At 65.3% G+C, this 26,623-nt stretch carries 25 protein-coding genes; 12 read left to right on the top strand and 13 right to left on the bottom strand.

Going from position 1 to position 26,623, the window contains the following annotated elements; translation table 11 throughout:
• Positions 1 to 35: 35 nt before the first annotated feature.
• From DCE93_RS01340 to DCE93_RS01330, 3 genes are read left to right on the top strand one after another with little or no spacing between them, the layout of a single operon-like run.
• Positions 36 to 920 (top strand): SDR family oxidoreductase, encoded by an 885-nt coding sequence (locus DCE93_RS01340; protein WP_108594308.1) that lies wholly within the window; start codon positions 36 to 38, stop codon positions 918 to 920.
• A 46-nt stretch (positions 921 to 966) separates the two neighbouring features.
• The gene (locus DCE93_RS01335) at positions 967 to 1,233 is read left to right on the top strand and encodes a DUF7218 family protein (RefSeq protein ID WP_108594307.1); all 267 of its coding nucleotides are present in this window, start codon (positions 967 to 969) and stop codon (positions 1,231 to 1,233) included.
• Positions 1,234 to 1,246: 13 nt separating this feature from the next.
• On the top strand, positions 1,247 to 2,230 hold the full coding sequence (locus DCE93_RS01330; RefSeq protein ID WP_108594306.1) for a DNA topoisomerase IB: 984 nt from the start codon (positions 1,247 to 1,249) through the stop codon (positions 2,228 to 2,230).
• A gap of 24 nt (positions 2,231 to 2,254) precedes the next feature.
• On the opposite strand, the gene DCE93_RS01325 is transcribed toward DCE93_RS01330, so the two are convergent.
• A complete protein-coding gene (locus DCE93_RS01325; RefSeq protein WP_108594305.1) occupies positions 2,255 to 4,720 on the bottom strand; it encodes an ATP-dependent DNA ligase in 2,466 nt (821 codons plus the stop codon).
• A 110-nt stretch (positions 4,721 to 4,830) separates the two neighbouring features.
• Between DCE93_RS01325 and ku the strand changes: the two genes are divergently transcribed.
• Positions 4,831 to 5,721, top strand: coding sequence for a non-homologous end joining protein Ku (gene ku, locus DCE93_RS01320; RefSeq protein ID WP_108594304.1), 891 nt, complete (start codon positions 4,831 to 4,833; stop codon positions 5,719 to 5,721).
• 81 nt (positions 5,722 to 5,802) lie between these two features.
• On the opposite strand, the gene DCE93_RS01315 is transcribed toward ku, so the two are convergent.
• From DCE93_RS01315 to DCE93_RS01300, 5 genes are all read right to left on the bottom strand, one after another.
• Positions 5,803 to 6,240, bottom strand: a complete 438-nt coding sequence (locus DCE93_RS01315; RefSeq protein ID WP_108594303.1) for a hypothetical protein — start codon at positions 6,238 to 6,240, stop codon at positions 5,803 to 5,805.
• 205 nt (positions 6,241 to 6,445) lie between these two features.
• Complete coding sequence (locus DCE93_RS01310; protein ID WP_108594302.1) at positions 6,446 to 7,708, bottom strand: hypothetical protein; 1,263 nt, start codon at positions 7,706 to 7,708, stop codon at positions 6,446 to 6,448.
• Positions 7,709 to 7,858: 150 nt separating this feature from the next.
• A complete protein-coding gene (locus tag DCE93_RS01305; RefSeq protein WP_108594301.1) occupies positions 7,859 to 8,821 on the bottom strand; it encodes a manganese catalase family protein in 963 nt (320 codons plus the stop codon).
• A gap of 454 nt (positions 8,822 to 9,275) precedes the next feature.
• Positions 9,276 to 10,619 carry a hypothetical protein gene (locus DCE93_RS14380; RefSeq protein ID WP_146184910.1) on the bottom strand — a complete coding sequence of 448 codons (1,344 nt, stop codon included), beginning with the start codon at positions 10,617 to 10,619 and terminating at the stop codon, positions 9,276 to 9,278.
• 315 nt (positions 10,620 to 10,934) lie between these two features.
• Positions 10,935 to 12,548, bottom strand: coding sequence for an SIR2 family protein (locus DCE93_RS01300; RefSeq protein ID WP_108594300.1), 1,614 nt, complete (start codon positions 12,546 to 12,548; stop codon positions 10,935 to 10,937).
• A gap of 163 nt (positions 12,549 to 12,711) precedes the next feature.
• On the opposite strand from DCE93_RS01300, the gene DCE93_RS01295 reads away from it, so the two are divergent.
• On the top strand, positions 12,712 to 13,578 hold the full coding sequence (locus DCE93_RS01295) for a hypothetical protein (protein WP_108594299.1): 867 nt from the start codon (positions 12,712 to 12,714) through the stop codon (positions 13,576 to 13,578).
• Between the two features lie 1,014 nt (positions 13,579 to 14,592).
• Here the strand turns inward: DCE93_RS01295 and DCE93_RS01290 are convergent.
• The 3 genes from DCE93_RS01290 to DCE93_RS01280 form a co-directional block, all read right to left on the bottom strand.
• Positions 14,593 to 15,930 (bottom strand): hypothetical protein, encoded by a 1,338-nt coding sequence (locus DCE93_RS01290; protein WP_146184909.1) that lies wholly within the window; start codon positions 15,928 to 15,930, stop codon positions 14,593 to 14,595.
• Between the two features lie 1,388 nt (positions 15,931 to 17,318).
• A complete protein-coding gene (locus DCE93_RS01285; RefSeq protein WP_146184908.1) occupies positions 17,319 to 17,612 on the bottom strand; it encodes a hypothetical protein in 294 nt (97 codons plus the stop codon).
• 4 nt (positions 17,613 to 17,616) lie between these two features.
• Positions 17,617 to 18,648, bottom strand: a complete 1,032-nt coding sequence (locus tag DCE93_RS01280) for a hypothetical protein (RefSeq protein WP_146184907.1) — start codon at positions 18,646 to 18,648, stop codon at positions 17,617 to 17,619.
• Positions 18,649 to 19,379: 731 nt separating this feature from the next.
• Here DCE93_RS01280 and DCE93_RS01275 point away from each other — a divergent pair.
• Positions 19,380 to 19,706, top strand: coding sequence for a PadR family transcriptional regulator (locus DCE93_RS01275; protein ID WP_108594295.1), 327 nt, complete (start codon positions 19,380 to 19,382; stop codon positions 19,704 to 19,706).
• Between the two features lie 113 nt (positions 19,707 to 19,819).
• Entirely contained in the window at positions 19,820 to 20,092 is a 273-nt protein-coding gene (locus tag DCE93_RS01270; protein WP_146184906.1) for a hypothetical protein, read from the top strand.
• A 52-nt stretch (positions 20,093 to 20,144) separates the two neighbouring features.
• On the opposite strand, the gene DCE93_RS01265 is transcribed toward DCE93_RS01270, so the two are convergent.
• Positions 20,145 to 20,603 carry a hypothetical protein gene (locus DCE93_RS01265; RefSeq protein ID WP_108594293.1) on the bottom strand — a complete coding sequence of 153 codons (459 nt, stop codon included), beginning with the start codon at positions 20,601 to 20,603 and terminating at the stop codon, positions 20,145 to 20,147.
• A 683-nt stretch (positions 20,604 to 21,286) separates the two neighbouring features.
• Here DCE93_RS01265 and DCE93_RS01260 point away from each other — a divergent pair.
• A complete protein-coding gene (locus tag DCE93_RS01260; protein WP_108594292.1) occupies positions 21,287 to 21,823 on the top strand; it encodes a hypothetical protein in 537 nt (178 codons plus the stop codon).
• On the top strand, positions 21,820 to 22,707 hold the full coding sequence (locus DCE93_RS14375) for a hypothetical protein (RefSeq protein WP_146184905.1): 888 nt from the start codon (positions 21,820 to 21,822) through the stop codon (positions 22,705 to 22,707). The genes DCE93_RS01260 and DCE93_RS14375 overlap by 4 nt, the downstream gene beginning before the upstream one ends.
• 18 nt (positions 22,708 to 22,725) lie before the next feature.
• Here the strand turns inward: DCE93_RS14375 and DCE93_RS01255 are convergent, their stop codons facing one another.
• Positions 22,726 to 23,007, bottom strand: coding sequence for a hypothetical protein (locus tag DCE93_RS01255; RefSeq protein ID WP_146184904.1), 282 nt, complete (start codon positions 23,005 to 23,007; stop codon positions 22,726 to 22,728).
• Between the two features lie 415 nt (positions 23,008 to 23,422).
• Between DCE93_RS01255 and DCE93_RS01250 the strand changes: the two genes are divergently transcribed.
• The 3 genes from DCE93_RS01250 (at position 23,423) to DCE93_RS01240 (ending at position 25,064) form a co-directional block, all read left to right on the top strand.
• The gene (locus DCE93_RS01250; protein WP_108594290.1) at positions 23,423 to 23,746 is read left to right on the top strand and encodes a hypothetical protein; all 324 of its coding nucleotides are present in this window, start codon (positions 23,423 to 23,425) and stop codon (positions 23,744 to 23,746) included.
• A gap of 78 nt (positions 23,747 to 23,824) precedes the next feature.
• Complete coding sequence (locus DCE93_RS01245; protein WP_108594289.1) at positions 23,825 to 24,655, top strand: hypothetical protein; 831 nt, start codon at positions 23,825 to 23,827, stop codon at positions 24,653 to 24,655.
• A gap of 16 nt (positions 24,656 to 24,671) precedes the next feature.
• Positions 24,672 to 25,064, top strand: coding sequence for a hypothetical protein (locus tag DCE93_RS01240; protein WP_108594288.1), 393 nt, complete (start codon positions 24,672 to 24,674; stop codon positions 25,062 to 25,064).
• 328 nt (positions 25,065 to 25,392) lie between these two features.
• On the opposite strand, the gene DCE93_RS01235 is transcribed toward DCE93_RS01240, so the two are convergent.
• On the bottom strand, positions 25,393 to 25,770 hold the full coding sequence (locus DCE93_RS01235) for a hypothetical protein (protein WP_108594287.1): 378 nt from the start codon (positions 25,768 to 25,770) through the stop codon (positions 25,393 to 25,395).
• Positions 25,770 to 26,342 carry a hypothetical protein gene (locus DCE93_RS01230; protein WP_146184903.1) on the bottom strand — a complete coding sequence of 191 codons (573 nt, stop codon included), beginning with the start codon at positions 26,340 to 26,342 and terminating at the stop codon, positions 25,770 to 25,772. Before DCE93_RS01230 ends, DCE93_RS01235 begins: the two co-directional genes overlap by 1 nt.
• Between the last annotated feature and the right edge of the window lie 281 nt (positions 26,343 to 26,623).

The raw sequence follows: 26,623 nt of genomic DNA, 5'->3' as shown, positions 1-26,623 counted from the left end.
GCGCGCGTACCGTGGCCGGGAAGCCAGGAGGTCACATGACCAACGAATCACTCATCGACCCGACCACCAAGCACACGACGGATCCATTCCCGAAGCAAGAGCAGTCGCCGCCGGGGCTCACCGACCAGATGTCACCGCAGCCCGACCACGGCGAGCAGAGCTACCGCGGGGCTCACCGGCTCGAGGGGCGGAGGGCGCTCATCACGGGCGGCGACTCCGGCATCGGCCGCGCGGTGGCCATCGCCTTCGCAAGGGAAGGGGCGAGGGTCGCCATCTCGTACCTGCCGAGCGAGCAGGCCGACGCGGAGGAGACCGCCGAGTGGGTTTCGGATGCCGGCACCGACGCGCTGCTCCTGGCGGGCGACCTGCGCAGTGAGGCGCACTGCGCAGAACTCATCGAGCACACGGAGCAGGCGTTCGGCGGCCTCGACCTGCTGGTGCTGAATGCGGCGTACCAGCGCAATCGCGGTGGCATCGACGAGTTGCCGACCGACGACTTCGAGACGGTGATGCGGGTGAACCTGTTCGCGCCGGTCTTCCTCGCGCGGGCGGCCGTGCCCCTCTTGGAGCCCGGGTCGAGCATCATCACGACGACGTCCATCCAGGGATTCGATCCGTCGTCGGCGCTCGTCGACTACGCGATGACGAAGGCGGCGTTGGTGGCGTTCACGAAGGCGCTCGCCGAGGAACTCGGGCCCCGCGGCATCCGGGTCAATGCCGTCGCTCCCGGGCCGATCTGGACGCCGCTCATCCCGGCGACGGGCTGGCCCGACAAGCTGCCGGGCTTCGGGCGCGACACCCCACTCGGCCGTGCGGGGCAGCCCGCGGAGCTCGCCGGAGCCTACGTCTATCTGGCGTCGGATGACGCGTCGTACGTGTCAGGCGCGGTGCTGCCGGTCACCGGCGGCCGCGGTCTGTGACACGAGAGAAGGTCTGTGACACGAGAGAAGAAGAACGGAGCACACCATGCCCGGACGCAAGAACGCGTCACTGAAGGATCCCGAGCTCTACGAGGAGCTCCGTGAAGACGGTGCCTCGAAGGAGAAGGCGGCGCGCATCTCGAACGCCGCGGCCAAGCAGGGCCGTAGCGCCATCGGCCGCAAGGGCGGCCGGCACGGCGACTACGAGGAGTGGACCGTCGCCGCGCTGAAGAAGCGGGCGAAGGAGCTCGGCATCACGGGGTACAGCGGCAAGCGCAAGGCCGAACTCATCTCGACCCTGCGCAACCACTGAACGCTCGACGCCGATGCCGCGCCTCAAACGCGTCGAGCCCTACGTCTCGCCCGGGTTCACCCGGGTGAGACGAGGGCGCGGCTTCCTGTATGTGCACAGCGACGGCGGCACCGCCGGTCGAGCCGAACGGGCGCGCATCGCCGATCTCGCGATCCCGCCGGCATGGCAGGAGGTCTGGATCTCGGATGCTCCGAATGCACACATCCTCGCCGTCGGCGTCGATGCCGCCGGCCGGCGCCAGTACCGCTACCACCCGGTCTGGCGCGAACGACAGGACGCCGAGAAGTTCCTGCGCATGGCCGCCCTGGCCGAGGCGCTGCCGGGCGCCCGCCGCGCCGTCGCCCGAGACCTGGCGCTCGACGAGCTGCCTCGGGAACGCGTGCTCGCCGCGGCGTTCCGCACCCTCGATCTCGGAGCGATCCGCATCGGTTCGGAGGAATCGCTCGCCGGATTCCGCAGCCGCGGCCTCACGACGCTCCTCGTGCGGAACGCACGGCTCGACGACGTGGAGACCGTGCGGTTCCGCTTCCGCGCGAAGGGCGGCATCCCACAGGACATGCGGGTGACGGATGCCTCGCTCGCCGCGTTCGTCGAGCGAGCCGGCGAGCGCTCGGCCGCCGCCCGGCTCTACGCCTGGTCGGGCGGACGGTCGATGCGCGCTGCGGCCCCCGTCGACGTGAACGACGACATCCGCGATCGCACGGGCGGCGACTTCACCGCGAAGGACTTCCGCACGTTGCGGGGAACGATCGCCGCCGCCGACCGACTCGCCGAGCTCGGACCCGCGGGCACCGGGCGGGCGCGCACCTCGGCGATCCGCGAGGCGATCGAGGAGGCGTCGCGCGTGCTCGGCAACACCCCCGCGATCGCGAAGGGCAGCTATGTCGACCCGCGCGTGCTGAGCGCCTACGAGCGCGGGGTGGTCGTGGCATCCGGCCCCGATCGGGAACGCCGTCTGCTCGAGCTGCTCGGACCGGCGGCCGAAGACGCGGCCTGAGGCTGCCTGCCGCCGCGCTGCTGCTCAGGTCTCGCGCTCGACCTCGGCCGGCGCCTTGTCGGGCCGCAGGCCCCGCCAGCGCGGATGCCGCGCGACGCCGGTGCTCGTCCAGTCGCTGAGCTCGATCTCGCCGACGAGCTCGGGGCGAACCCAGACGGCGTCGCTCATGTCGGCTGCGGGCACCTCGACGAATGGGGATTCGGCCTGTTCGAGCGGCCGCAGGGCCGCGAGCAGCCGCTCGAGGGCGAGCTCGCCGAGTCCCGAGCCGACGCGCCCGGCGTACTCGAGCCCGCGATCTCCGGGGATGCCGACGAGCAGCGAGCGGATGCGGCCGGTGCGCGTGCCAGCGCCGCGCCGATAGCCGCCGATCACGACCTCCTGCGTGAGCGTGAGCTTGTGCTTGAGCCAGTCGGAGCTGCGGGCGCCGGGCCGATACGGGGAGTCGGGCCGCTTCGCGACGATGCCCTCGAGGCCGAGCCGTCGACTCTCCGCGAGCGCCTCCTCGGGGGTGCCGGTCGCCGGCGCCGGCACCTCGACCGGCACACCGCGCTTCATCCGCATGAGGCCTGCGAGTCGGGCCCGGCGCTGGCGGTAGGGCTCGTCGGTGACCGGCCGGCCGTCGACCTCGAGCACGTCGAACAGCAGCAGGCGCACGGGCACGGATGCCGCGACCCGTTCGATCTCGCGCGGCTTGGTGAGGTTCATCCGGCGCTGCAGGCGACCGAAGTCGGGGCGGCCATCGGTGTCGAGCGCGACGATCTCGCCGTCGACGACCGCATCACCGCGCACGACGGACGGAAGGGAGGCGAGGTCGGGGTAGCGGGCGGTGATGTCGACTCCGTTGCGGCTGAGCAGCCGCATGCCGCCCGCTTCGACGCGGGCGAGCACCCGGATGCCGTCCCACTTCCACTCGAGCGCCCACTCCTCGCCCGTGAGCATGCCGAGTGAGGCGGCGGTCGCGAGCATCGGACGCTGCGAGATCGGGCCGACCCTCCCCGCTGGTCGAGGAGCGCCCGTCGCAGGAGGGCGCGCATCGAGGTCGCCGGCGCCGCCATCCGCCGATGCCGCCGCCGCCGCTCGAGCCGCGCCCGGAGCCTGATCCTTCATCCGATGCAGCAGCCACGAGCTCTTCTCGCCCTGCCCGTCGGTGCGGATGAGTGCGAGTCGCGCCGGTCCACCCAGCGGGCCGCCCGCCTGCCCGTCGAGGTCGATGATGATCTCGTCGTCGCGCCACTTCTCGGCGGCGTAGACGCCCGTGTCCCAGATCGTCATCGAGCCCGCGCCGTACTCCCCCCTCGGGATCGTGCCCTCGAACGTCGCATACTCCATCGGGTGGTCTTCGGTCTGCACGGCGAGGTGGTTCGTGCCGGAGGTCTCGGGCACTCCCTTCGGCACGGCCCAGCTCTTCATGACGCCGTCTCGCTCGAGTCGCAGGTCGTAGTGCAGGCGCCGCGCGTGATGCTCCTGAATCACGAAACGCGGCCCGCTGCCGCTCGGCGGTCCGCCACTGACCTGTCCCCACGCCGAGGCGGGCATGGGTTCGGGAGTGGCGCCGCTCGTGCGCATCGAGAGGTACGCCGAGAGTGGGCCGGCGTGCGAGTGCTCGGTGAACGTCCCCATCGGGTCGCCCGACTCCGCGACGCGGGCGAGCACGTCGGATGCCTCGAGCTGACGGAGATCGGGGGCCTCGAGCTCGTGCCAGGTGCGCGGCGCCGCGACCGTCGGGCGCGACCGCCCGCGGAGGGAGTACGGCGCGATCGTCGTCTTCTTGCCGTTGTTCTGACTCCAGTCGATGAGCACGCGCCCCGTGCGCAGCGTCTTGCGCATGCTCGAGACGATGAGCTCGGGGTGGTCGGCCTCGAGCGCCCTCGCGAGTTCGTGCGCGACCGCCGACACCTGGTCGGAGGTCTGCGAGCCGTCGAGCGCCGCGTAGAGGTGGATGCCCTTGCTGCCGCTCGTCACGGGGATCGCCTCGAGGCCCATTCCCTCGAGGAGGGCGCGCACGTGGCGAGCGACCTCTGCGCACTCGGCGAGGCCCATGCCCTCACCGGGGTCGAGGTCGAAGACCATCCGGTCGGGGCCCGCCGGCTCCCCGCGGGCGTCGAACCGCCATTGCGGTACGTGCAACTCGAGGGCGGCCTGCTGGGCCAGCCACACGAGCGTCGCCCGATCGCCGGCGATCGGGTACGCCTTGTCGCCGTCGGAGTGGTGCTGGATGCCTCGGCGCACCCACTCGGGTGCATGCTCGGCGAGGTTCTTCTCGAAGAACGCCGTCTCCGGGGCATCCGCCGTGCCGACGCCGTGCACCCAGCGTTTGCGCGTGACCGGACGCCCGGCGACGAGAGGCACCATGACGGGGGCGATCTCGGCGTAGTACGAGATCACCTCGCCCTTCGTCATGCCCGTCTCGGGATACATGACCTTGTCGAGGTTCGTCAGCCGCAGGCGTCGGCCATCGACCTCGACGAGCTGCCGCGCGCCCTCAGCCATGCCCCTATCTTGCCCGTGCCCGGGCCGGATGGCGCGAATCGCCCCCCGCCGACCCTGACGCGTCGTGCCGGGGCTATCGCCCGAGCCCGCGCCGGGTGTGTACTTGAGGCATGCGAGCCGTCTGGAAGGGCGCGGTCACATTCGGCCTGGTCAATGTGCCCGTCAAGTTGTACACCGCCACCGAAGACCACGACGTGTCACTGCACCAGGTGCACGACGAGGATGGCGGGCGCATCCGATACCAGCGCAAGTGCGAGGTCTGCGGCAAGGTCGTCGACTACAAGAACATCGACAAGGCCTACGACGACGGCGAGCAGACCGTCGTCATCACCGACGACGACCTCAAGTCGCTCCCGGCCGAACGCAGCCGTGAGATCGAGGTGGTGGAGTTCGTGCCGAGCGAGCAGATCGACCCGATCATGTTCGACCGCAGCTACTACCTCGAGCCCGACTCCGCGTCGTCGAAGGCGTACGTGCTGCTGCGCGAGACCCTCGAGTCGACCGATCGCACCGCGATCGTGCAGATGGCGCTGCGGCAGAAGACTCGCCTCGCGGCGCTGCGCGTGCACGGCGACGTGCTCATGGTGCAGACCCTGCTCTGGAGCGACGAGGTGCGCGCCGCCGAGTTCGCCTCGCTCGACGAACCGGTGAAGATCTCGGCGAAAGAACTCGACCTCTCCAAGCAGCTCGTCGAGAGTCTCGTCTCCGACTTCGATCCCGAGCAGTACGTCGACGAGTACCAGCAGGAGCTGCGCACCCTCATCACGGCGAAGCTCGAGCAGGGCGAGGGCGTCGACACCGCTGCGACCTTCGGCGAGGAGCCCGAGGAGGAGGGCGGCGAGGTCATCGATCTCATGGAGGCGCTGCGGCAGTCGATCGCCGCCAAGCGCGAGTCGGGCGCGGGCTCAGGCGCGAAGAGCACGGGCAGCTCGAAGAAGAAGGCGGGCTCGAAGGCACCGGCGAAGTCGACGGGCACGAGAAAGCGCGCGGCCTCCGAGTGAACGGATACCGCGCGCCCCTCGCGTGCGTGCAGGTGCCGGGCGACCCGGCGATCCGCCGTGCGACGACCGGATCGACGATCGCTATTCGGCGGTGCACACCTCGGTGACCTTGACGGCCGCGGCCTGGATGTCTGCGGTCTGCTGCGACTGAGCGTCGGCGTCGATCTCGGTGCCGGCCTCGATCTCGGCCGCGGTGGGCAGGGTCTCCGCCCAATCGCTCGCGTCGTCGAGCTTCTCTTGCAGTCCGTCGAGAGCCGTGGCGAGCGCCGAGTCGTCAGCAGCCTGCTCGTCGAGTGCGTCGACGCGCTCGGAGAGCCGGTCGAGGTATGCCTCCAGCTCGGCGGGGTCGCTCACCGTGAGGATCGAGTTCTGGGCGCCGTTCGAGATGTCGCGCACCTCGACGCGGACGACCTCGCACGAGTCGGCCGATGCACTGGCACCGGTGCCGCCCGTTGCGCAGCCTGAGAGAAGTAGGGCGCCGGCGAAGACGAGCGCGCTGGAAGAGATGATTCGTTGCATGGTGCAATTCCCCCTGATCGTGTAACCACACGAGTCTACCGAGGGCTCCAGACACCCGTTCCGGGGCACCATCGACCCGACCCCTCGGGTTCGTCTCCGCGGAATCCGGGCTGTCAACCCCCTTCCGTGCGAGGGCCGGTCGGGGCAGTATCGAGGCATCGAGGCGGTACGGCCTCGATGGCCGGTCGAGTTCGCAGCCAGCCTCTTACGAGGCTCCCCCATCCCCCATGGGTTGCCACTCGGCCGGCCGCTCTACTTGCGAGGCACGGCGCACGCTCGGGTCCCGCCTCGGGAGCACCATGAGCGCGGCGCCGAGAACGACCACGGCCAGCGCCGTCGAGACCCCGCCGACCAGGAGCACCTCGCTCGATCCGCTCTCCGCAAGCTTCGGCGACGCGGCGGCGGCTCCCGACGGGTCGACGCTCGGCGTCGGAACCGCGGGCGCGAGCGCCGCCTGCATGATGATCCGTCCGCCCACCGAGTCGAAGCCGACGGTCTTGCCGATGAAGAACGCGAACCCCGTGTTGAAGTGGCCGTTGTTGTCGGGCACGGCGCTGCAGTGCAACGTGTCGGGCGGGTCATCCGTCGTGATGAACGACGCGAACGGGGTCGCGCCCATGGCGGCCGCCATCGTGACAGCAAGGCCGGCGGTGAACCTGCCCTGCGGGTATTGCGCGCAGTCGAACGCGTCGTCGTACACGGTTCCCTGCGGTTCGTCGGTGTCGAAGGTGGTGTCGTGGCAGGCGGAGACGGTTCCGACCGTCCAGCACACGGGCGGCGCCTTGTCGTATCGTGTCTGACCGTTCGGGTAGAGCGGGTGCTGCCCGCCGGTCGGCACCTGGTTCACGACGATGCCGCCGGGTGCGGGCACGACGCCGCCGATCGTCAGGGTTCCGCCGGCATCCGTCGGGATGTCGAGCAGGAAGCCGGCAGCAGCCTCGCCCGTCGCGTACATGAAGGGGGATTCGATCTTGCCGTGCCACTCCGGCCCCGGGGCCTGGCCGATACCGAGCACGCCGCCGGCGGCACCGTGCAACGGCCAGTGCGACGGGCACGGCGTCGACGGCGAAGTGCAGTCGATCGTGTCGCCCTTGAGGAAGGTCACGCCCGACAGCGTGTTCGTGCCGAAGGTCACGTCGGCGACGCCGAGCTCACCTTCGATCACCGCGCTCACGTAGTCCTGCGAAGCGCGCTCGCCTCGAGGCGTCCACTCGTCGACGACGACCCCCGGGGCCAGCACCAGACCATTCGACCCGGTATCCAGGTTGACCTGCACCGGACTCCCGCCGACGATGATCGTGACCATCGGGGTCGGGCCGACGCCCGGCTCCTTGTGGATCGCGATCGGCATCGTCGCCCATCCCTGCCCGTCATCGGCCGAGGCCGATGGAGCGCTCGTGCCGCCGGCGACGATCGCGACCGCCCCGATGCCGATCGTGATCGCCGCAGCGATTCGCCTGAGTTGCACACTCGCCCGCCGACTTCTCCTCATGACGCTCGACTCTGGCAGGCCGAGGCCCGCCGCTGCGGAGGGCACGCGCAGAACGGGCGACCGGCGTCCAGGCGGGCGCACAGCACGATCGGCGTGCGCCCGCCCGTTCGCGGCGGGTGCCGGGTCTCAGGAACTTCTGGGAGGAACCGGCCCGAAGAGGGCGTCGACGTCTGCCATCTCCATCTCAGCGGTCGCCTGGATCAGTTCGAGCAGTTCCGGATCGAGACCGGGCGCGAACTCCTCCCGTCGCTCCGGTGCGATGGTCGACGGAACGCCTTCAGGGGCTTGCTCGCTCGCGTCGAGTGTCGTTCCGTCGTTGGACGGTGACATCCCCTGGAAGATCTTCCCCGCCTCGGATTGCCCGGTGAGGTCGAACGTGTACTGCTTGCTCTGCAGCCCGAGATCCAGCAGGCGCTTCACCTCGGGGAAGCTCGCAGCATCAGTCTTCGGAATCGGCAACAGCGTGTTCCACTTGACGCCGAGTGATTCGAGGGCCTTGGCGTATGCGTTCTCATGGGCCTGGTCGCGCACGATGAGGTAGGCGATCGTCGAGCGCGCAGTGGCGTTGGCGGTCATCTCGTAGATGCGGCATTTCTGCAGGCGCCCGGTCGACTCGAGCATGAGGTTGTAGAGGAGGTCGAGCGGGAGGTTGCCCGAGTTGTAGACATAGCTGCCGCTCCACGGGTTGCCGGCGGCATCCACCGGAAGGGCCCCCTGCGCGCCCACGAGATAGTGGTGGATGTTGCCCTCGTCCAGCGCGATGCTCAGCGGCGTGGCCCCGCCGGCCCCCGGCTTGTCCAGCGGGTCGGTCGGCTTGCCCTGGTACTGCGGCGAGCCGTCGAGCAGTCGGGAGATCGTCGTGCCGATGAGTTCGACGTGGCTGATCTCCTCAGTGCCGATGCCCTGCAGAAGATCGCGGTACGGCTTCCCGTCGGGCCCCCGGAAGTTCATCGCTTGGAACAGGTACTGCATCATCGTGCGCATCTCGCCGAATTGGCCGCCGAGCCCCTCTTGCAGCGCGTTCGCCGCGGCGGGATCCGGCTCGTCGGACACGATTTCGTTGATCATGCGTTGAACGTGGAAGAACATTCGATTACCCCCTGATGCCGGCATTCGTCGTCGGCGTCGAATCGTCGTGAGGGCTCAAGCTACGTGCGTACCCGCGCTGCCATAACGGGGTTGACAGGCCACGTGACGAGCGACAGACGCCGGAAAGGGCACGGCAATTCGCTCACGAACACTGGCGACGATGTCGCAGAACAGGTTCGGATGAGACTGAGAAAATTGAGGGGGAGGTCTGAAAACTCGAAGTCGGTCGTCAGTTCAGGGCTCGATCGGAGACTTGGTCCAAACAATCCTCTTCGGCGGGCGAAATAATCCTCCGTACGGTTGAGCCGTCGCGAGCGGCCGCGACGCACGGGCGCTTGTCTTAGTCCTTCGGGCGCAGCTAAATGTCGAGGCGACGACTCCCACATGGGATACATGTGTATGAATGGCATACCGACAGCAGCGTGGAGCCGTCGTGCCATCTCGCCCATCGAGTTCAGACTGCGGGGGCCCGTCCAAAGGGTCGAAACACGATCCAGTCATCGTCGGTGCTGTGTTGGTAGGCCACGCGGCTCGTTCCCGCCTCTGCTTCACCGAGTTGTCCCACGTATCCGGCGAGTACCCACGTATCCCGCCCGTCAGTCGCGTGGAGCGGCTTCGTCGGATCAGGCGACGGAAGATCGGCAAGCGTGATTGCAGACGGATAGTGCTGCCCCTCGGGGAACACCGCCCCGCGTCTTGCGAGTGTTTGCAGAGGGCCAAAACTGGCGATACGCAAAGTCATGCCGCGGTCCGTTTGCTCATAGCCTTGAACGGCCGCGTATGTACCCGGATGCGGCCAGCCGACCGCGAGTGGCGAATCGAGTCGGCGCTGGTAGGCGCTCGACACGCTCGCCGCTAGGCGGCGACTCACCTCTTGCGATTCTTGGTGCACAAAATCTGCAACACACCTGTTGCCGTCGAGAGTCTTGATTCGTGAAGAGTCGACGCCGAGAGCCTCTAGGCGGCGGGCAACATCCGGCGCTGCCGGATTCACGATCAGCACATCGCAGCCGGATTTGGACAAAGTTCTTGCGAGCAAGCTCGCGAGATTCGTATCGGTCAGTGGTAATGAATAGCCGATAAGGACAACCCGATCAGCATTGTCGAGCTCGCGTCGCGATTCCCGCCAGAGAAATCGCGTCTTTGGATTGTCGAAGAAGCGACTCTTGGTGGACGTAGGCGGGACGATGAATGGCGAGCGTCCTCCGATTACCGGGATGAGGTCCGTCATGTCACGTCCCGGACCCACCTCGAGACGGTCCAGGGTGGCACCGCTGGCGTCTCCTGGAAAGTAGTACCAATCGGTGGAGCCATGCAGCTTGTAGACGCGCAGAGTGGCATGGCGAACGAATCCCTGTGGGACCGCCATGAACATGCCTCTCCCATTGGGGAACCCGATGACAGCGTCCATGGGCTGCAAGAAGTCGCGCTCGTCGCGGTAGCCCCGCTGTCGCACCCCTGCCTCCACCAGCGTGTCGTAGTTGAGTGTGATGATCGGAGTCTCAGCGTGATGCGCAAGGTCGATGAAGGCGTCGAACCATGCAGGCAGATCCGCGGCAGCCTCCTTTTCCCTTCGCTGCAGAACTTCAGCGATCGTCGCCTGGGCTGCGGTGAAGACCGCCAACTGTGCGTAGGCCTCCGGCTCATCTTCGTAGGGTTGACGCTCCGCGAGCCACGTCAGCCATGCCTCGAAGGTAAGCCCGTCGGCCGAGAAATGGGGCTCTGTGAAGCTCAGAGACGGGCGTTGTCTCCGCAACTCCCCTAGGGCCTCTTTGCCGAGTTCGTCAGTTAGCGGCATTGCGGACGAGACTGCTCGCGAGAAGCCTGCGCCCAGTAACCACACATCCCTACGTGGGTTGGGCGGAAACTCGGTATTTCGTACGCTCACGGGTCGATCTCTACCCTCGTTGCGGGAGCGGACTGATTTTCGCGACAGTCGACGGCGGAAAAGTCCTCGAGTCCGCTGCCATTGGCCGCAGTTGGGTGACCGGAGCGTCTGGGCGAAGCGAACCTGACGGGTCTCAATCGATCCACCGTCTGAAGTAGCGTTCGCTCAGACCAGTCGCCGTTGCCGCCTGGGCTATCGTGAGGTCAACAGCCGTTGGTGCTGTCGTCAAGCTCCGGTGGAGCTGCATGGTTCCTCCGCGGGTGTGGTGATGTCGAGGTCGTCGAAGAGTGTTCTGACCGAAATGCCTCGCGCCCAGGTCTCGGCATCGATGCGGACATCCCCGGCGCCGGCGCCGGGTGTGAGATCGACGAAGACGACCAGGTGTTCGTCTCGGCCGAGACGATCGACCGAAAGCTGCGCGCCACCCTCGCTGCTCGGATCGAGTCGCAATCGGCCAATCGCCTGACCCGTAGGACGTTGGTGAACCCTCCAAGCCCACACTCGGATGCTTTCGAGGTCGTATCCGTGGTTGGTGATGCGGATGAACGGCTGCTCAGAAATACAAAGGATCACCGAGATCGCGTCCGGAGGCTCCACGAGAGGTTCGGCTGCCAACGCCGTCGTCAGGCCAGTCCGGGCCCCTTCCCGGGTGACGACAACTCGACTCGGCCCGGCAACTGGTGAGGTACCGGCCATGAACTGGAGCGCTTCACGAAGACCGAGCTGCGTGTCATACCCGATCGATTTCGGCTGCGGTCTGGGCCATCCCGGGTCGAGAATGCTAATCACGTGGCTCTTGTCCGCGGCGAGCCAGTTGCGCACGACCGTGTTGATGTGATCGTCGCCGAACGAGTAGCCGATCACCACGAGTTTCGTCGCCCGGCTGAGCGCTTCCTCGAATGCTCGCATCAGGGGCAGGGTGGGCCCGTCGGTTGCAAGCTTTTCTCGGTCCCCGATGACGATCAGCGGGGTGTCTGTCGTATAGGGCGACCCAACGACTTCTGCTGTGACGCCCGACTTGTACCTGTACCGGACGAGCGGGTGGTCCGGGATCGGGTCGGTATGCCCGCCGGACTGACGAACCCAGTCCACGGACCCGTGAGGTTTGATGAGGTTGATTCGCCCATCGACCTGTTCAAAGGGAACCGGGCTCCCGGGTCGCCACCCATCGAGGCCGGTATCGATCGGTGTTCCGAGCTCTGCGGCTGCGAGCTCAATCGCCCGGTCGTAGTTGAGCGTCGTGATGTCTACCCCACCGGACTGGGCTTGAGCTAGCTCGACGAGCGGGTGCAAGTAGTCGACGTTTACAGGCACGGAGAGCAGTGCAACGATTCGCCTCAACAGCTGATCCTCGAGGCGCGCAAATGTCGACCCGTCGCCAGGAGCGACAGCTGCTCTCGCGATCGCAGCGATGTCGGCAGCCAATCCCCTCTTGTTTAGGCCGGTGTGTAGGTCGACCTTCAGACGGATGTCGCTGTCGCGGAACGGTACAGGGTGGCCGTCCACCTCTTCCACTGACCCACGCCACGCGGAAATGAACGGCGCCGCTTCATGCATGCGGCGGTCCCTGAGTAGGCGTACGGCAGAGACGAGGCGTTCAACGTTCACGGCGCGGAGCGGGCTGTCGCCCTGTTCTGTTGCGTGTGCGACCATCGCACCGTAGACGATGTGCAGCGCGCGAACGACCTGTTGTTGGCTGGCCCGCTGGCTTGAGTGGAGCTGACCAAGGTCCTGCTCGAACGATTCGACGAGCGCTCTCGCGAGGTCCTCGGTGAGTGGTAGCCCTGCGTCCCGCGACGCCCCAGCTCCGAGCAGAACGGTGATCCTGTTTCCCGCCATCAACGCCTCGCTTCGTGCTCATGCCTTGTGCGGACCCGTTCAGCCTATCCAGGCCCACCGATCCTGAAGCAACACGAAACAGGAAGGCCCTCACACTCGTGATGCTTCGCTGCCCAGTCGTCGTCGCCGTCGCCGATAGTGTCGGAAGGTGAACACTCCAGCCATGCGCATCGTCATGACGGTTCTCGCCATCGTGGTTGTTGTCTTCGGGCTCTTTTCTGCCAGCGTCGTGGTGTGGGGTTCGTGGTGGCGGGTTCTCGATATGCCGACCGCCGAGGAATGGTCCGCCTTCTTCGGGGCATCAGCCCTAGTCGCGCTTGGATTCGCCTGGTACCAGATTCGACAGGTGGATCAGTCGAACAAGGCGCTAATCGCCTCTAACGAGCTCGGTCGCCAAGTCAACATCGAAGCCGTCCGTCCGAGGGTGCAGGTCGCTCTGGAACCTACTCGATTCGTCCAGAATAATCGCGGGGCGCCGGTAGAGGGCACGCTCCATATCGCGGTACGAAACATCGGGGTAAGCCCGGCCCACGACGTGTGTTTGCGTGTGAGTCCGCCCTTCACTTCGTTAGAGAAGTACTTCAAGCCTGGAAGGATGGGGGCGCATTTCGCTGAGATTAACGGCGCATTCGGCGGCGAGGTAAGCTTCCGGACGCTCCATCCGGGCAACACGTACGTTTGGTTTCTGGGTCAGGTCCCGGGCCTGTTCGACGACAGGTCGGGAATCCCGCGCCGCTGGGAGGTCGAAGCCGAGTACGGGGGGACCGTTTCTTCCGAGCCGTTCCGCGAGAAGTTCATCCTTGACCTTGATGTTGAGAAGCGTATTGAGCTGCCCGTCGACCCGCTCGTCCGGATCGGCAGGGACATCGAAATAGTCGGCAGCAAGCTCGAAGCGATCAAGGGCGTTGTGTCAAGGAAGCTCGCCCTCAGCGACGAAGCTGTCGAAGCTCTGGGCCGGCGGGACCTCAGAGGGCGGCTGGCATCAACCCGCCGCCGCCGAACGCCTTCCTGGCTGCGAAAGCGGCGTTGAGGGCTTTCAGGAGTGCTTCTTCCCCTGCGTCGCAGTAGAAGCTGCGGATGGCGGCGAACGCTAGCGAGAGGAATCGCCTCTAGACGACACTGCGAACTTTTGTGGGACGAGCCGGTCTCGCTTTCAATGGTCTTCTAAGGAATCACCGCTGCCATTACTGCTCATCCCTGCCAACTAGGCAGGGACCGTACATTCGGCATGTCGTCGCACCGTCGACTAACATTCGACCACGTGTTCGAATTTGTGGAGGCGTGATGGCAACAACCGTCACAGGGTCGGCGACCGTCTGGGAGCAGAACGGTGCGCCAACTCGACTCGTGATCCGTGGCGAACGTTGGCGAGTGAAGGACACACCGGTGAGAAGGTCAATTGAAGCCGGACCCAGATAATCCTTAACGAAGCATCGCGTCGATGATCGGTTGAATCGGTCAAGGCGCGGTGTTGACCGTACCCTCGTCTTCTTCGGCGGCGGCTCAGGCGAGGCCAGCGCCTGCCGGACCATTTGCCGGCCGACAACGCCCTTATTCCCAGTTCCTCTACCCGCGCATCACGTCGGATCCGAGCAAACACGTCCACCCGAGACTCCATCCGTCCTCCACCCTCAGCAATCGGAAACCGCAGTTCCGATAACCGTGGGGGTGGGTCCGGCTTAGAGTGCCGCAAACACCCCGACAACCCGCAAGTGGTCCCCGCTTAGATTGCCCCGGTGGGTCCGACTTACGCTGCCATAGTCACACAAGGGAACCCAACGCAAGCCCGGCGTGCGCCCGTTAGACCAGGCGCCATTTGAGCATGGGCGGGCGGCACCTCTTAGGAAGGCTGGTACCGGCCGTCTGGCTGATCCATGCTGACACTGGGCCCCAAACCCCTGTCAAGACCAGCAGTCCGATGGCGAGGAGGCAGCACGCTGTTTGCCGAAACGGGCGAGGAGCAGCCCAAACAGTACGAGTGGCGTGATCAACCCGAGGAAGTATGCGAAACCGCCCTAGCCCAGATCTCGTCGTCAGTCCTTCGTCACTGATCACCGGGATCTTGCTCATTGGCAAAGCTATCGACGGCTCGGTCGAACGGCACATGCCATTCGGATGATCGATAGTCGCCGAGACCGAGGAACCGGTTGATTGCGTCCTTCGGGTCGCTGCGATGGGGTGCATCGTCCACCCACATCATTTCGATGTCAGTATCTCCGGTCAGTTCGGGGAGTACCTCGTCGTGATCGCCGTCAAACGTTGAGTTGGGTAGTTGGCCGAAGACTTCTGATCGATCGTGAAGCTCGAACGAGTCCATAGCCCACTCGACGTAGTCGGGTCGGGTGGCGAGGGAGAGGAGCGCCTCTTCGGCGGGTGTCCGCGGGACCATCCCCTCATAGTCACCTCGGCGTGACGCTTCGCGGAGCCGATCCGCGGATTCTCGGAGTGCGAGCCACCAGTCACGCGGTTCAGATTGCACCATGGCCGGCATATCGTCCGCGACGATGGAACTGATTGCGTCGACTGGGTCGGCCAACCAGCCATCGAGGTCAACAGAGATGTTGGAGAGGCTTACCCAGAGTGTGAACCGGTTGCGTGGCGTGAGTACCGTCTCGACGTTCTGATCGAGTTCTGCGTCCGCGAGAAAGACCCGGACGTTGGTGTCGGGAGCCAGCGGCTTGTCAAAGAACTCAATGACCCACGTTGCGGCGGCACTGTAAAAATCGGCGTCGGCATCTTCTGTGTCGCGGATCCAAAGCCAGTAGCCGCGCGCAAGGTTGGTCTCCCAGCGCGGATCCCCGAGCACCGTGGCAAGCTCCTCCGAGTTGGTCAGAACTCGGCGGTCAAGAGTCGCTCCGTCGGGGACGGGCCACCAAGTGTCGATGGAGTTCGGGCCGGTCTCCGCCTCCCCGGAGAGCAGTGTGCCGACCATCCGGAATCGGCCGTCCTCGTCATCGATCTCTCCTTCGATGAGTAGCTGGAGCCCAAGATCGACGGCCGCGTCCGCGCACGCCAAAAGGTCATCCGATTCAGACTCGAAGTAGAATTTCTTCAGGACAGTCATGGCGGACCCGTCCTGACTCCACGCGACGCTGGAGAGCGGTGGGCAGGCAGCAATCGATTCTCGGCATGAGCGGCCGACCGCAGGCGGAAATCCGGCAAGCAGCGTCTCCAACTCCTCTTGGCCCTGTCCGGACGCAGCCCAGTTAAGTGCGCTGACCAGGGCAGCGGCATCGTCCGCATCGCACGCGAGAGTCGTCACGACCGTTACGGTTGGCGCTGCCAGCGGGGCGGCTGGCGTGATGAGCACGATCCGGCTTCGGGACGCTGTCGTGATCGCGGCAAACGTCGGCGGCGGTACAGGAAACGTGGGTTCAGACATGGGTATCCCCTTTGAGGGTAGGAACCGTCCCGCGCATCAGTGGCGCGCAGAACGTGGTGACGTTGGACCGACGCTGCTTGACTCGGTACTTGCAAGTCTGCTCTGCGTGCTGGTGCGGCCACACTACCGCGTGCGCCTGCACCGGTCTAGCACCCAGCACGCGGGTGGTCCTGACTTGCGAGGACGATTCCGAGCCCACGGCGCGATCACCTCAGTACCATCAGCCCAGCCCACCGCATTGCGCGCGCCGGTTCCTTCAGCCCGCCGGACCGTTCAGAGTTGCCTCGTCCTATCGTCAGCGGGCCACTCCGACGGCTTGCATCAGTGTGCTCCACACCGGTCAGCGCCGAGCCTTTCGGCTCGTATTATTCGTGGCGCGGTCTGTCCATGGGCAGCGAACATCGCACAAGCCGTCCAGGGGTCGCCGACGCGTATCTTGGCCATCAAGTGAACACGCGCTGCCGGGCCCGGTTTACAACACCCTTACCGTTTACTTGTTTGCTTTGTTTACAGCGACACGTCAGCGTCGTCGGCGCCCTGTACGGTCAGCGATGTGTCAGATGAAATGATCTTTGCGGTAATCGCCGCGGTCGCCGGCTTGTTCGGTTCGCTGCTCGGTGCAGCCGTCGGCCACTCGGCAGCAGCTTCGAGCTACTGCCTGTGAAGCGGATCTCGCACGTCAGGAAGCTCACCGAACCCAGGTCCATCTCCTCCCCGCAGACCTCATCGCATGAGGCACAGCCTGGATGGGCCTTGCTGTTCTCTCAAGCACAGATTCACCGGTCAAGCCTGGCCGGCCAATCACCGACAGCCAAGACGGTGAAGACGGAGGTGAAGACCCTCGATGCAGGCTTCGGTCAACTAGCGCAGATGCCGCGCCTCCTGACCGAGCTTTATCTGTGGGGTCCGAGACGAAGAGCTGAGCGCGATCCTCGGCGAGCTCGACAAGTTCTTCGCCGGAAGCGATTCTCCTAGCGACACGGCGCGCACTCTCAAACATGCAGGAGCCTCCCACTCCCGAGTCGAGAGCTGCGGATCTCGCCACGCCGCCCCGCCTCGGCGAGCTGCTTGGACGTCTGCAGAAGCGGGTGCCAACCAAACCCACGATCGTCAAAGCGCCCGCTGCCCGCATGAGCCTGTCTTGCCAGCCGACATACTCGTCGCACCCCACTTCCACATCTCCCAAAACAGAGATGTCCGGATGAGCGAGGTTGGTTCCAAATCGGTTCGAAGTCACCCGAGTTGACGGTACTGCACCGCGGGGATCCTTCTCTCAGTTCGATCGACGAATCGGTGCGCGAGCCAACGGAACGATTCACTCGAGCGCCCGGCCCGTTTCGAAGCGGATCCGATCTTCCGCCGCCACCACGCAACCTTCCCCGGTTCGTTCATGACCGACGGCTGATGGGGCGCCGATCGATCATCACAACCGGTGTCGTGGCCCGCGTCGTGTGCAGCACCCCTTCGACTTTCAGGTCGATGAGCAGTCGCATGTCGTATCCGAGCCGGCAGTCGATGAGCTTGAGCAGGGTGACGGATTGTTCGTCTCGGCGGAGCTCGTGGTATACGTCGGGCTCCTCTCGGTGCCGGGTGACGACCATTTGGTCGAGGTCGACCGTGTATTCGGAACCGGTTTCGGTGGTCACGATGTAGACGCCGGCGGTCAGTCCGTTGAGCGTCATCAGGTCACCGAACATCATCGACCCCTTCGCCGTGGGCCAGCCGGTCGATGCTCAGGATCAGCGACGTCCTCGCCCAGTAGTAGTCGACGAGCAGGTCGGTGGAGCGTGTGGTGATGAACGCCGATTTCCCGACCGCGCAGTCTTCGAACGTGCGAAGAAGCCCGGTGTTCGGTGCGTCGTACCGGTGGGCGCCGGATCCCGGGATTCGCTCCCAGGTGCCGCGGTCCAGGTCGACCACATGTTGCGAGCTCTGGGTGCGGAGCAACCATCGCCCGGTCGTCTGGGTTGCCAAGTCAGTGACATCATCGGGCGCCTCGACCCGGGTCCCCCGATCATCGATGAACTCGAGGTCGAGCGTCTCCGTGTTGAGGATCGCAGCGACCAGTCTGCACGTCCGGAGCCCGGTCGCGTAGGCGAGCGTCTTCGCTCCGAACGCGGAGCCGGTGGCCAGCAGGAGCCGGGGTCGGACCGCGAGGAACGCCCGATGCACTTCGGCTTGCGACGGAGCGTCCTTGTCGTTCAGGTCAGTGGCCGACGGTCGTTCGAACGGCGGCAAACACGTGAACAGAACGTCTGCGTAGCCGCGGCCGAGTGCCTCAACATCGCGGTCGTCGACCCTCCGATCTTCGTGGTCGGATTCCCCGCCGCCCAAGACCGCGAACTTCTGCGCGGTTTCGAACTCGTCTCGGAACCCGCGCGGCAGGTATCCGATCCGGCTCGACACGAACCGGACTTCCTCCCGATGCCACGACCACGGCAGCCCCGAGTCGTGGTCGAACGGGACGTATCGAAGACGGAGCGGGTCGGAGGGACCGTCGAGGAACAACAGCTTGTGTTCATACGCGGCCAGCGCTCGCCCTGGTTCCGCCGGCAGGTTTCGCCAGTCGACGTCGTCCGGGATCAGGCCGAGGCCACCGAGCTGGAACACGGTGCGCACTTCGTGTCGGGCGAGCCCTGCATTCGCCACGGTCAACGAAGCCCAGTCCCCGTTCACGGTGCCGATCACACCAACCCGATTGCCGTATCGCATGTTCACGAACCGCGTTCCTGAGCGAGTTCTCGGCGCATCGCTTCAAGCGTTCTCGGCGACCCGAACAGCTGGGTGCTCTGCAGCCATTTCGTCTGCACCTCACAGATATGGTGATTTCATTCACCTTGATCGTAGCGCGGCAGGGTGAAATCTTCCACCGACTGATCTAGGGGTGAAAGGGACGTGATGAAGCTCCCTCCTCGCGTTGGCGATTGGCGCAGCGGCAGCGGCTCAGGCGCAGAGCGGGTCGAGCACCTCGACCTGCGCCAACTCGTACCCGTACACCCGGGCCAACTCGACCGGGAGGCTCGACCACACACACGCACACCGGTGGCACATCAATCATCACCAAGGAGTTCGCCCCGGGGGTGTCCAGCCTGAAGGGGTTCTACAAGGCGAAAATTCCGGTGACGATAAACATGAGCACCGCCGGGACCTACACCAGCGGTGTCTTCGGCTGTACTGCCTAGTGGCAACGTGCCTCCACTCTGTCGGACAACCTTTCTCCCGCCTGGCCGAGTGGTGTTCGCGGGGCGGCGGCGAGGGACCGTTACAGAAGGTTGTGCTACACCTTCTCAACGACGAGCTCATCCCTCGTCCGGTCGAGCGTCGCGAGGCTGACCGTCCTACCGTCCGCGTGGAGGGAGACGAGCCGTGCTTGCTTGGTGCGTGGCTGCGCGCGGTCGAGCGGATGCCGCGGCATGGGGAATCGCGATGACGTTCGGTAACATTGGCGGATGGAGCCGATCCAACGCGTGACACCGCCGACCCTCGATGTGCTCGTTGCACTCGTGGAATCGGCGTCACCGATGTGGGGTCTTCAGATCATCAAGGACTCCGGGAGGAACCCGGGGACCGTATACCCGATCCTCGAGCGACTCGAGAGCCTTGGTTGGTTGACGTCGGACTGGCCGGCGGAGCCTGAGCGCAGCGGTCCGCGCCGTCACTACTACGAGTTGACGGCCGAGGGCAGGAAGGCGGCGGTCAAGCTGCTGTTGGAACGTGCCGGAAGCCGAGTGCGGAGCTCGGACCGGGGCGCGGTGTTGGGCGGCGCGCAGGCATGACTCCGCGGGTCCGGCGGCTCCTCGCGCTTGTAGCGCTCCTCGTGCCCCGGGAGCGGCGAGAGCGTTGGATGGCTGAGTGGTCGGCCGACCTCAGTTCCTGCGAGGAGCTCGGCATGTCCAAGCGTTCGTTGCTCGCCTCGCTCGCGGGCGCGGCGCTCTCACTCCGCTGGACGGCGGCGACCACAGAGGCTGCCACGATGTGGTCGGGCGTCGACCGGATGCGGCTGCTTGTCGTCGGGGTGCTGCTGCCCGGGTTCGTCGCGATGCTCATCATCGTCGCGGTGAACGCCAACCAGCCCCCCGCCGTTGCGAATGAGCCGCCGAAGTCGACGAAGAACACCTACATCATCGACCCGGCGACCGGTGCGATCATCGGGACGAAGTAGGTCGAAGAAAGCGAGGCCGCAGCAGTAGGTGCGCCGCAGCCTCGCTCACGAGTTAGAAGATCTTGACCGATGTGACGGTCACTGCCGAGCCTCCCCAGCCAGCGCTCGAACCCGGGCCGAGAGTCGGGCCGGTCACCGTGCTGCCGCTGTAAATCCAACGCAGCTGCGCCGTCCAGGAGCCGGTGTCGTAGGAGGTCCGGTTAGTCCACGAGCCTGTGGTCGTCCCGGCGCCCTGGAACCCGACTGCCGTCCCGAAGTTGCTGCGCAGGCACACAGTGCCGCTCGTGCACGTCACTGAGCTGATGGCGGGTGCGACCATCAGCTCAGTGACGGCGACGACGGCGCCAGTGGCGGGATCGAGTGTGACGTGGACGTTCTCAAGGGGAGCGTCGGCTTCTGACTCAGTCAATGCCACAGGTGTCTGGGGCGCAGCGGTCGCTGGCGCGACGGCGCCGAACACAGTCATTCCGGCGATGAGCGCCGCGCCGATTAGGGTCTTCCTCAACATCATGGTTCCTCTCATACTCGAGGGACATTCCTCGGGTCGAGAGGTAGTATCACCCATGATGGCGATCTATCCAACATAGGTCGGACCGGCGTCGATTCGTTTGAGTCTTCCCTTCGAACCACGGCACGTCCGGCGACGACTTCTTCGGTCTCCGGCCGCGGAAGATCGCCTCAGTCCAGCGTAATGGGGGGCGTTGCGTACAACTGCACGGGGACCGGGGCCAGCGGCCACGGCGCGCGTAGGCGAGAGGGAGCTCGTCGGCCGAAGTCCTTCCGGCGGAGCATCACCATGCCGTAGGGAGCACCGCGACGAGAACGCGGTGACGGCGAGGATGCCGAGGGTAAGGGTGCGGCCGAAGCTTCCGAGCTGGCCTTCGATGATCGCGTCCACGCTCGTCGAAACGGACTCGAGCTCATTTGGTTATTCGATTATCCGTCGGGTCGCAGCTCAATGCCTGCGACTGATGATTGAATTCACCATTTGCGGTACCATCAAGTGGTGACTCTTTCCACCATTATCCGAGAATGGGGGGCCTTGTGAGACGTAGTCGCTCGCACCGTCGAGACCTTGGCTGGTCTATCGACCGCTTCGTCGCCGACCCGGTCGCAGACCTCATCGGCGGGACCCGCGCACTGATCCTTCGCATCCTCGCTTCATACGAACCGGTCACCAGCAAAGATGCCGCAATGCGCGCAACACTGAGCCGCCAGCGCGTGAAGAAGACGCTCGACGACCTCGTTGCGATCGGACTCGCCACCCGGGATACAGACCGCAGTGTCTACTGGTTGAACGATAGCCACGTACTCACCGCACCGCTCTTGGAAGCACTGGATGCACGACCGAACGCATTCACTCGAATCAAGGCGCTGGCCTCCGAGACTGTCGGGCCTTACACTACGGTCGCCGTCTACGGATCCGGCGACGAAGAGGGCCTCGGGGTACTAATCATCACCGGCGCCGGCGACGAAGGATCCTCGACGGAGCTCGCCGAGATCCTCGCCCGCGTCCTTCCACGAATGCTCAGCGGCACCTCCCGGGTCGAAGTCATCCAGCCGACCGAACTGGCCGATCGCATCAAGCAGCGCAACCCGACTGCGTTGAACAACTGGTGGAGGTCAGTGACCGTGTTCGGTCCCAACCTCGCGGACACCATGATCACGATCTACCGCAGCACCATCCCACCCGCTCCCCAGACCACCGACACACACCGCACAGGCGAATGACAACAGGCGCCCGCTACAAGTACGAGCCCCGAAACGGTGCGAAGTACTGGACGCACGTCGAGGAGTTCGTCGACAACTGCCTCATCGAATCCGAAGGTCGCACGAGTTACTCCCTCAAAGAGTTGACGGCAGCACTCGGGCCCCTCAGCATCTGGTGCTGGCAGACTGGGTCAGCATCGCTGGACACGAGCGAGGTTCTCGACCGGGACGTCATCGAAATGTTCGTAACCACCGGCCTCAGCGGATGGACCAACGCGAGCCGCAACACAATCCGCTCAAGACTCCTACGACTGGCCGAAGTGCTGGCCCCCGACCAACCACCTGTGCGCCTGCGGCCGTACGGCAACTCCGATGCCTCCGCCCCATACACGCTGCAAGAACAAGCGGCGTTTCTCAGCTGGGCAAGATCCCAAGGCACCCTGTTGCGCCGGACCAATGCCGAGGTGCTCCTCGCACTCGGATTCGGAGCAGGGCTGTCAAACGAGGAGCTAATCCGCGTGCGCCGACGAGACCTGGACGTCAGCGACGCCGGCACGACGGTGCACGTGGCGGGTACTCGCGAACGCGACGTACCGTTCCTCGAACAATGGGCCACGCTGCTCACCCAGCTCCAGGTCGCCGGCTCCGATGAATGGGTGTTCCTCCCCGGTCGCCGGTACCGGTCAGCAAACCTCACCGGGCTGTTCGTCATGAAGTCAGACGGTCGACCGACCCTTCTCGTCCGACGGATGCGCGCAAGCTGGATCGTCCATCACCTCAACCGAGGAACACCGATCCTCCCGTTACTCACTGCCGCCGGACTCCGGACACTGGAACCCGTCGACCGTTTTCTTCCGCATGCAGCGCCTTGGTCCGATACCGACATCGCCAGCGCACTTCGGTGACGAGTCGATCGTCACGTCCTACCGGTAACTCACACCGGTCGGCCAGAGATTCCTGCTCAACGCACGCTCGAGCTTCCCGATAGTCGCCATGTCAGGCCACGACCGGCCGGCGAGGACCGCGAGCAACGTCGCGTGATCGATACCCGCCTCCCTCGAGACCGCGCGAACCGACTGCTCACCGATCGCATCCACGAGGTTCAGGACGAACTGCTGCGCGACGCGCGCGATCGGGTCGTCAGACTGGCCATCCGGCCAGTCGGAAACCAGCTCAGACGGACTCGCACGCTTCACCCGACCCACGGTCTCAGACTACGACGTCTCGCCGAAGCTCCTCGCTACGGCTCACGCGCGCCTCACCCCCGTCCACTTCTACGCCGGTTGGAACAGCTCATCCTTCCCCGCCGCGGCCGCCTGGCTCCGCCTCGCGACCTTACCTCGAGGAATCCCATTACTGAACACCACGACCGCGGTCATTGCCGCCGCGCGGTTCCGCCCGCTGCCATCGACCGCCGAGCCAAGATCATCGGGAAGGGTGGTCCTTGCTCAAGCCGTCACGTGATCCTGAATCAAGTTGGCAAAGCCAAAGAGCTGGACGACGTCGTCCGCTCACGAAAGCTCGAGCTCGGGTGACTGACGACGTGGGGCCAAACATGCGGGCCGTCATCGAGCCAGCATTCGATGGGCGCGCCTTGCAGGCGGGTTCATCCTCACGAAGATGCCGCCGCTCGTTCGCGGGCATCGACGCGCTGACTGGAAGCTCCGCGGTCTTCGCGCCCGCATCGAGACGACCGGTCAGCCGTGGGTGTGGGCCGACGACCAGGAGGCGGCCATCGCCCGCGGCTACGCCGGGTTGGACATGGAGCCGGTGCTCACGACTGTGCCGGGCCTACCCATCGAGACGGACGAGTTCCACGGGCTCACCGGGGCCCACTTCCACGGCAGCCGTCAGTTCGTCACCCGCATCTCGTTGGCGGCAGCGAAACGGCACTTCTGGAGCCGACGCGACCGTGTTACGGATTGCGACGACCTCCCTCGCTAATCGAGCTAAGTTGAACAACACGAGGTGAATGCCTCGCACGCTCGCGTATTCGCGGCGTGGCGTCAGCAAGGAGGAACTATGAAGCAAACGATGCGTCGCCGCCTGATTCTAGGGTCAGGCAGTGCACTGCTCGCGGCTGGGCTCGCCCTCGGGGCCGCATCAGCGGCCGTCGCCGCCCAGACGACTTGGTACAACGGCACCGCCAACATCAACCAGAAGTACACCGAGGGGACCGCCTACCAAACACGCGACGGCATCAAGGCTGGCTTCAACGAGAGTACGGCCGTCGGACAGGCTCGGATCACCGTCTGGTACGGCGCGTACTCCAACCAGTGCTGGGCGGTGGAATGTGCCATCAGCGGCCCACGGACCAACAACAAGGGAGCGTTCGAATGGACGTACCCTGGTGGCCAGTCCGGCGACAAGCTCAAGATGTTGGGGATCGCACTGAACGTCGGCGGGATGCTCCGTGCAGAGAACGATCTCGGTGACGTTCCCGGCGATGCAGCCGCGACAGACCCGCTTGCATCGGCCGCGGATGCGTTCTCACTCACGCCCGCAGATCTGACCTTCCTCGCTTCGCACGAGGGCGTGGACGTGTGGACCGCAAGCGACGGGACCAAGACCTACCTGTTCACCGTCACGGGCGACGGCTATGCAACGGGTGCGTCGGCGACCGCCGATGTGTTCAGTAAGCACGGCCTGACCGTCGGTATTGTCGGAGCGGCTGGCGTCGCACAGCAGTTCACGATCCTTCCGGACGCCAACCCGACGATTGACGGCCAGCCGGTTGCTGGCCTGACGCAGCTGACTGACACGCTGTTCGTGGATGCTGAGTTCGGGACGCGTTCCTCGGATGAGGTCCTCGAGCTCGACTCGGACGTGACGGTTGGGCTCTCAGGGAGCTAGGGATAGGGAGAGCACGATGGCAGGCTACAAGACGACACTCGCAGTCCTGGTCGCTGCGGTTGCGGTATTCGGCATGACCGGATGCAGCGCTTCCACCGACGAGCTCGTCGGGCATTTCGAGACCAGTGCCGAGCAGGCTGAGTACGAATGCGTGGAGACGGTGCCGTCGCAAGGGTCGATCCTTGCACTGCGTAGCTGCCAGAACGACGACGGCTCCGAACTCCAGTTCGCGGTCTTCGACTCGGTGACGAGTCAGCGCAGCGGGTCCGCCAGCCTTGCAAGCGGCACAAACCCGGTCACCGTCGGGCACGACGTCTGGGCGGTCGCAGGTGAGGACTCGGCGGTGGTCCAGAGCATCGCAGCCGAACTCGGCTCAACCGAATCTGAACTCGAGTCCGCGGTCGAGTGAGTACACGGGGTGGCGGGACATCCCACACTCCGCCACCCCGTGCTCACGTCTGTGCCCGGCCTACCCATCGAGACGGACGAGTTCCACGGGCTCGACGCCGACCTCGCGGCCATGCGGGCGTTCCTCGACGCATGTGACCGCGCCTGAGCTCTCCTCGGCAGGCCTGGGCCGAATGACCAAGGAGATACTCCGCGCGTACGCCGGCGACTCCTCAGCGGCAGCATGTCACGAGAACGCGCCGCCGCCGGCACCGCTCCTTCCGGCCCGCCGTCCGCCCACTGAAAAGCGGAGGGGGCGGCCAGCGCCCCTCCGCTATTTCAGCAGTTCGTCAGAGAAAATCTCGGCTACATCTGACCGGCTTGTTGCCGGTCTCGCCATGACCGCATCCAATGGACACGTTCTGATACGCGTAGGAGATGTAGACCTGCTGGTTGCCGCTGTGGACAGTGCTAGAGCCACTCATGATGAGGCTCACGTTGAAGCTGAAGAATTCTCTGCTCTCAGCGAGTGCTCCGATACTGTACGAATGACCGCTCCACTTCCAAGTGTTCTGAGCGATCTGCCCGTCGTAGTACACGACCCGCGTCGCAGCCTCGGCAGGCGTGGAAGCAGAGACTGCGAACCCGGTCGCCAGAAGCAGGCCCAGGATGGCGGCCGGGATCCTTGCACGCAGCCCTCGCCTGGGTGCGGCGACATTCACCGTCATCAGCCGACACGCCCAATGCCTCGAAGTATAACTGCCGGCGCGTTCGGGCTCTTCGACTCGACCGATGCCCCCTTCTGTGCGGTTGCCAGGTCTGACTCGGCGAGGACCGCCGAAACGGCGTGCAGACCAGGCGGCATCGCTTGGCCTGCCGCGGTGTCGGGCAGCATGAACGCAGCGAACGATGCGCTTTCATCCGTGCCCTCAACTGCGAGGGTCAGACCGTACTGAGCGAAGCGCTTGGTGTCGGAACAGGTGGCCGCGGCGAAGTCCTCCTGTCCGGTTGGAACCAGCACCAGGCAGATGTCCCCGTCGTTCTTCGCGACGCTCCAGTAGCGAGCGTTCTGAGACTCCCCTACGAGATGCGACGTCTGGAAGTCGAAGCCTTCGAAGACTCCCCGATTGATACTCGAAGGAATGTCATCGGCCGGTGAGCGCTCCGCTGAGACCGTCGCGTGGACGGATTCAACCGCCGGTGTGAGGTCTGCGAAGGCTGCTGAGGCGTAGCCAACGCTCATGGCCGCGGCACACAATGTGGCGCCAGCGCCAACTACGATCTTCGTTCGTTTACGCATTGATCAACCGTCCTATCGCCAGTACTTGCAAACGAGTGAGAATGAGGTCCCCGCGGCCACGCTGCCGTTTGACCACCCGCAGCGGCTCGAGGTGTACGTGAGGGAGTGGGACACGGTGATGTCATCCCAGCCGGACATGGCCGTGAACCCGGTGTTCACGAGAGAGAGCCACTGGTACGGGCTCGTCGCGAGAGCACGCGCGCCATTCATGTCGCGGTGTCCGCTGTAGTACCACTGATTGATGGTGGCGCTGCCGACGAAATAGTTGTACTCCGCGGCCT

This window comes from Agromyces badenianii, assembly GCF_003070885.1.
Lineage (GTDB): Bacteria > Actinomycetota > Actinomycetes > Actinomycetales > Microbacteriaceae > Agromyces > Agromyces badenianii.
Note: the sequence above shows the minus strand (reverse complement) of the source record. Positions and strands in the feature narration are given on the sequence as shown.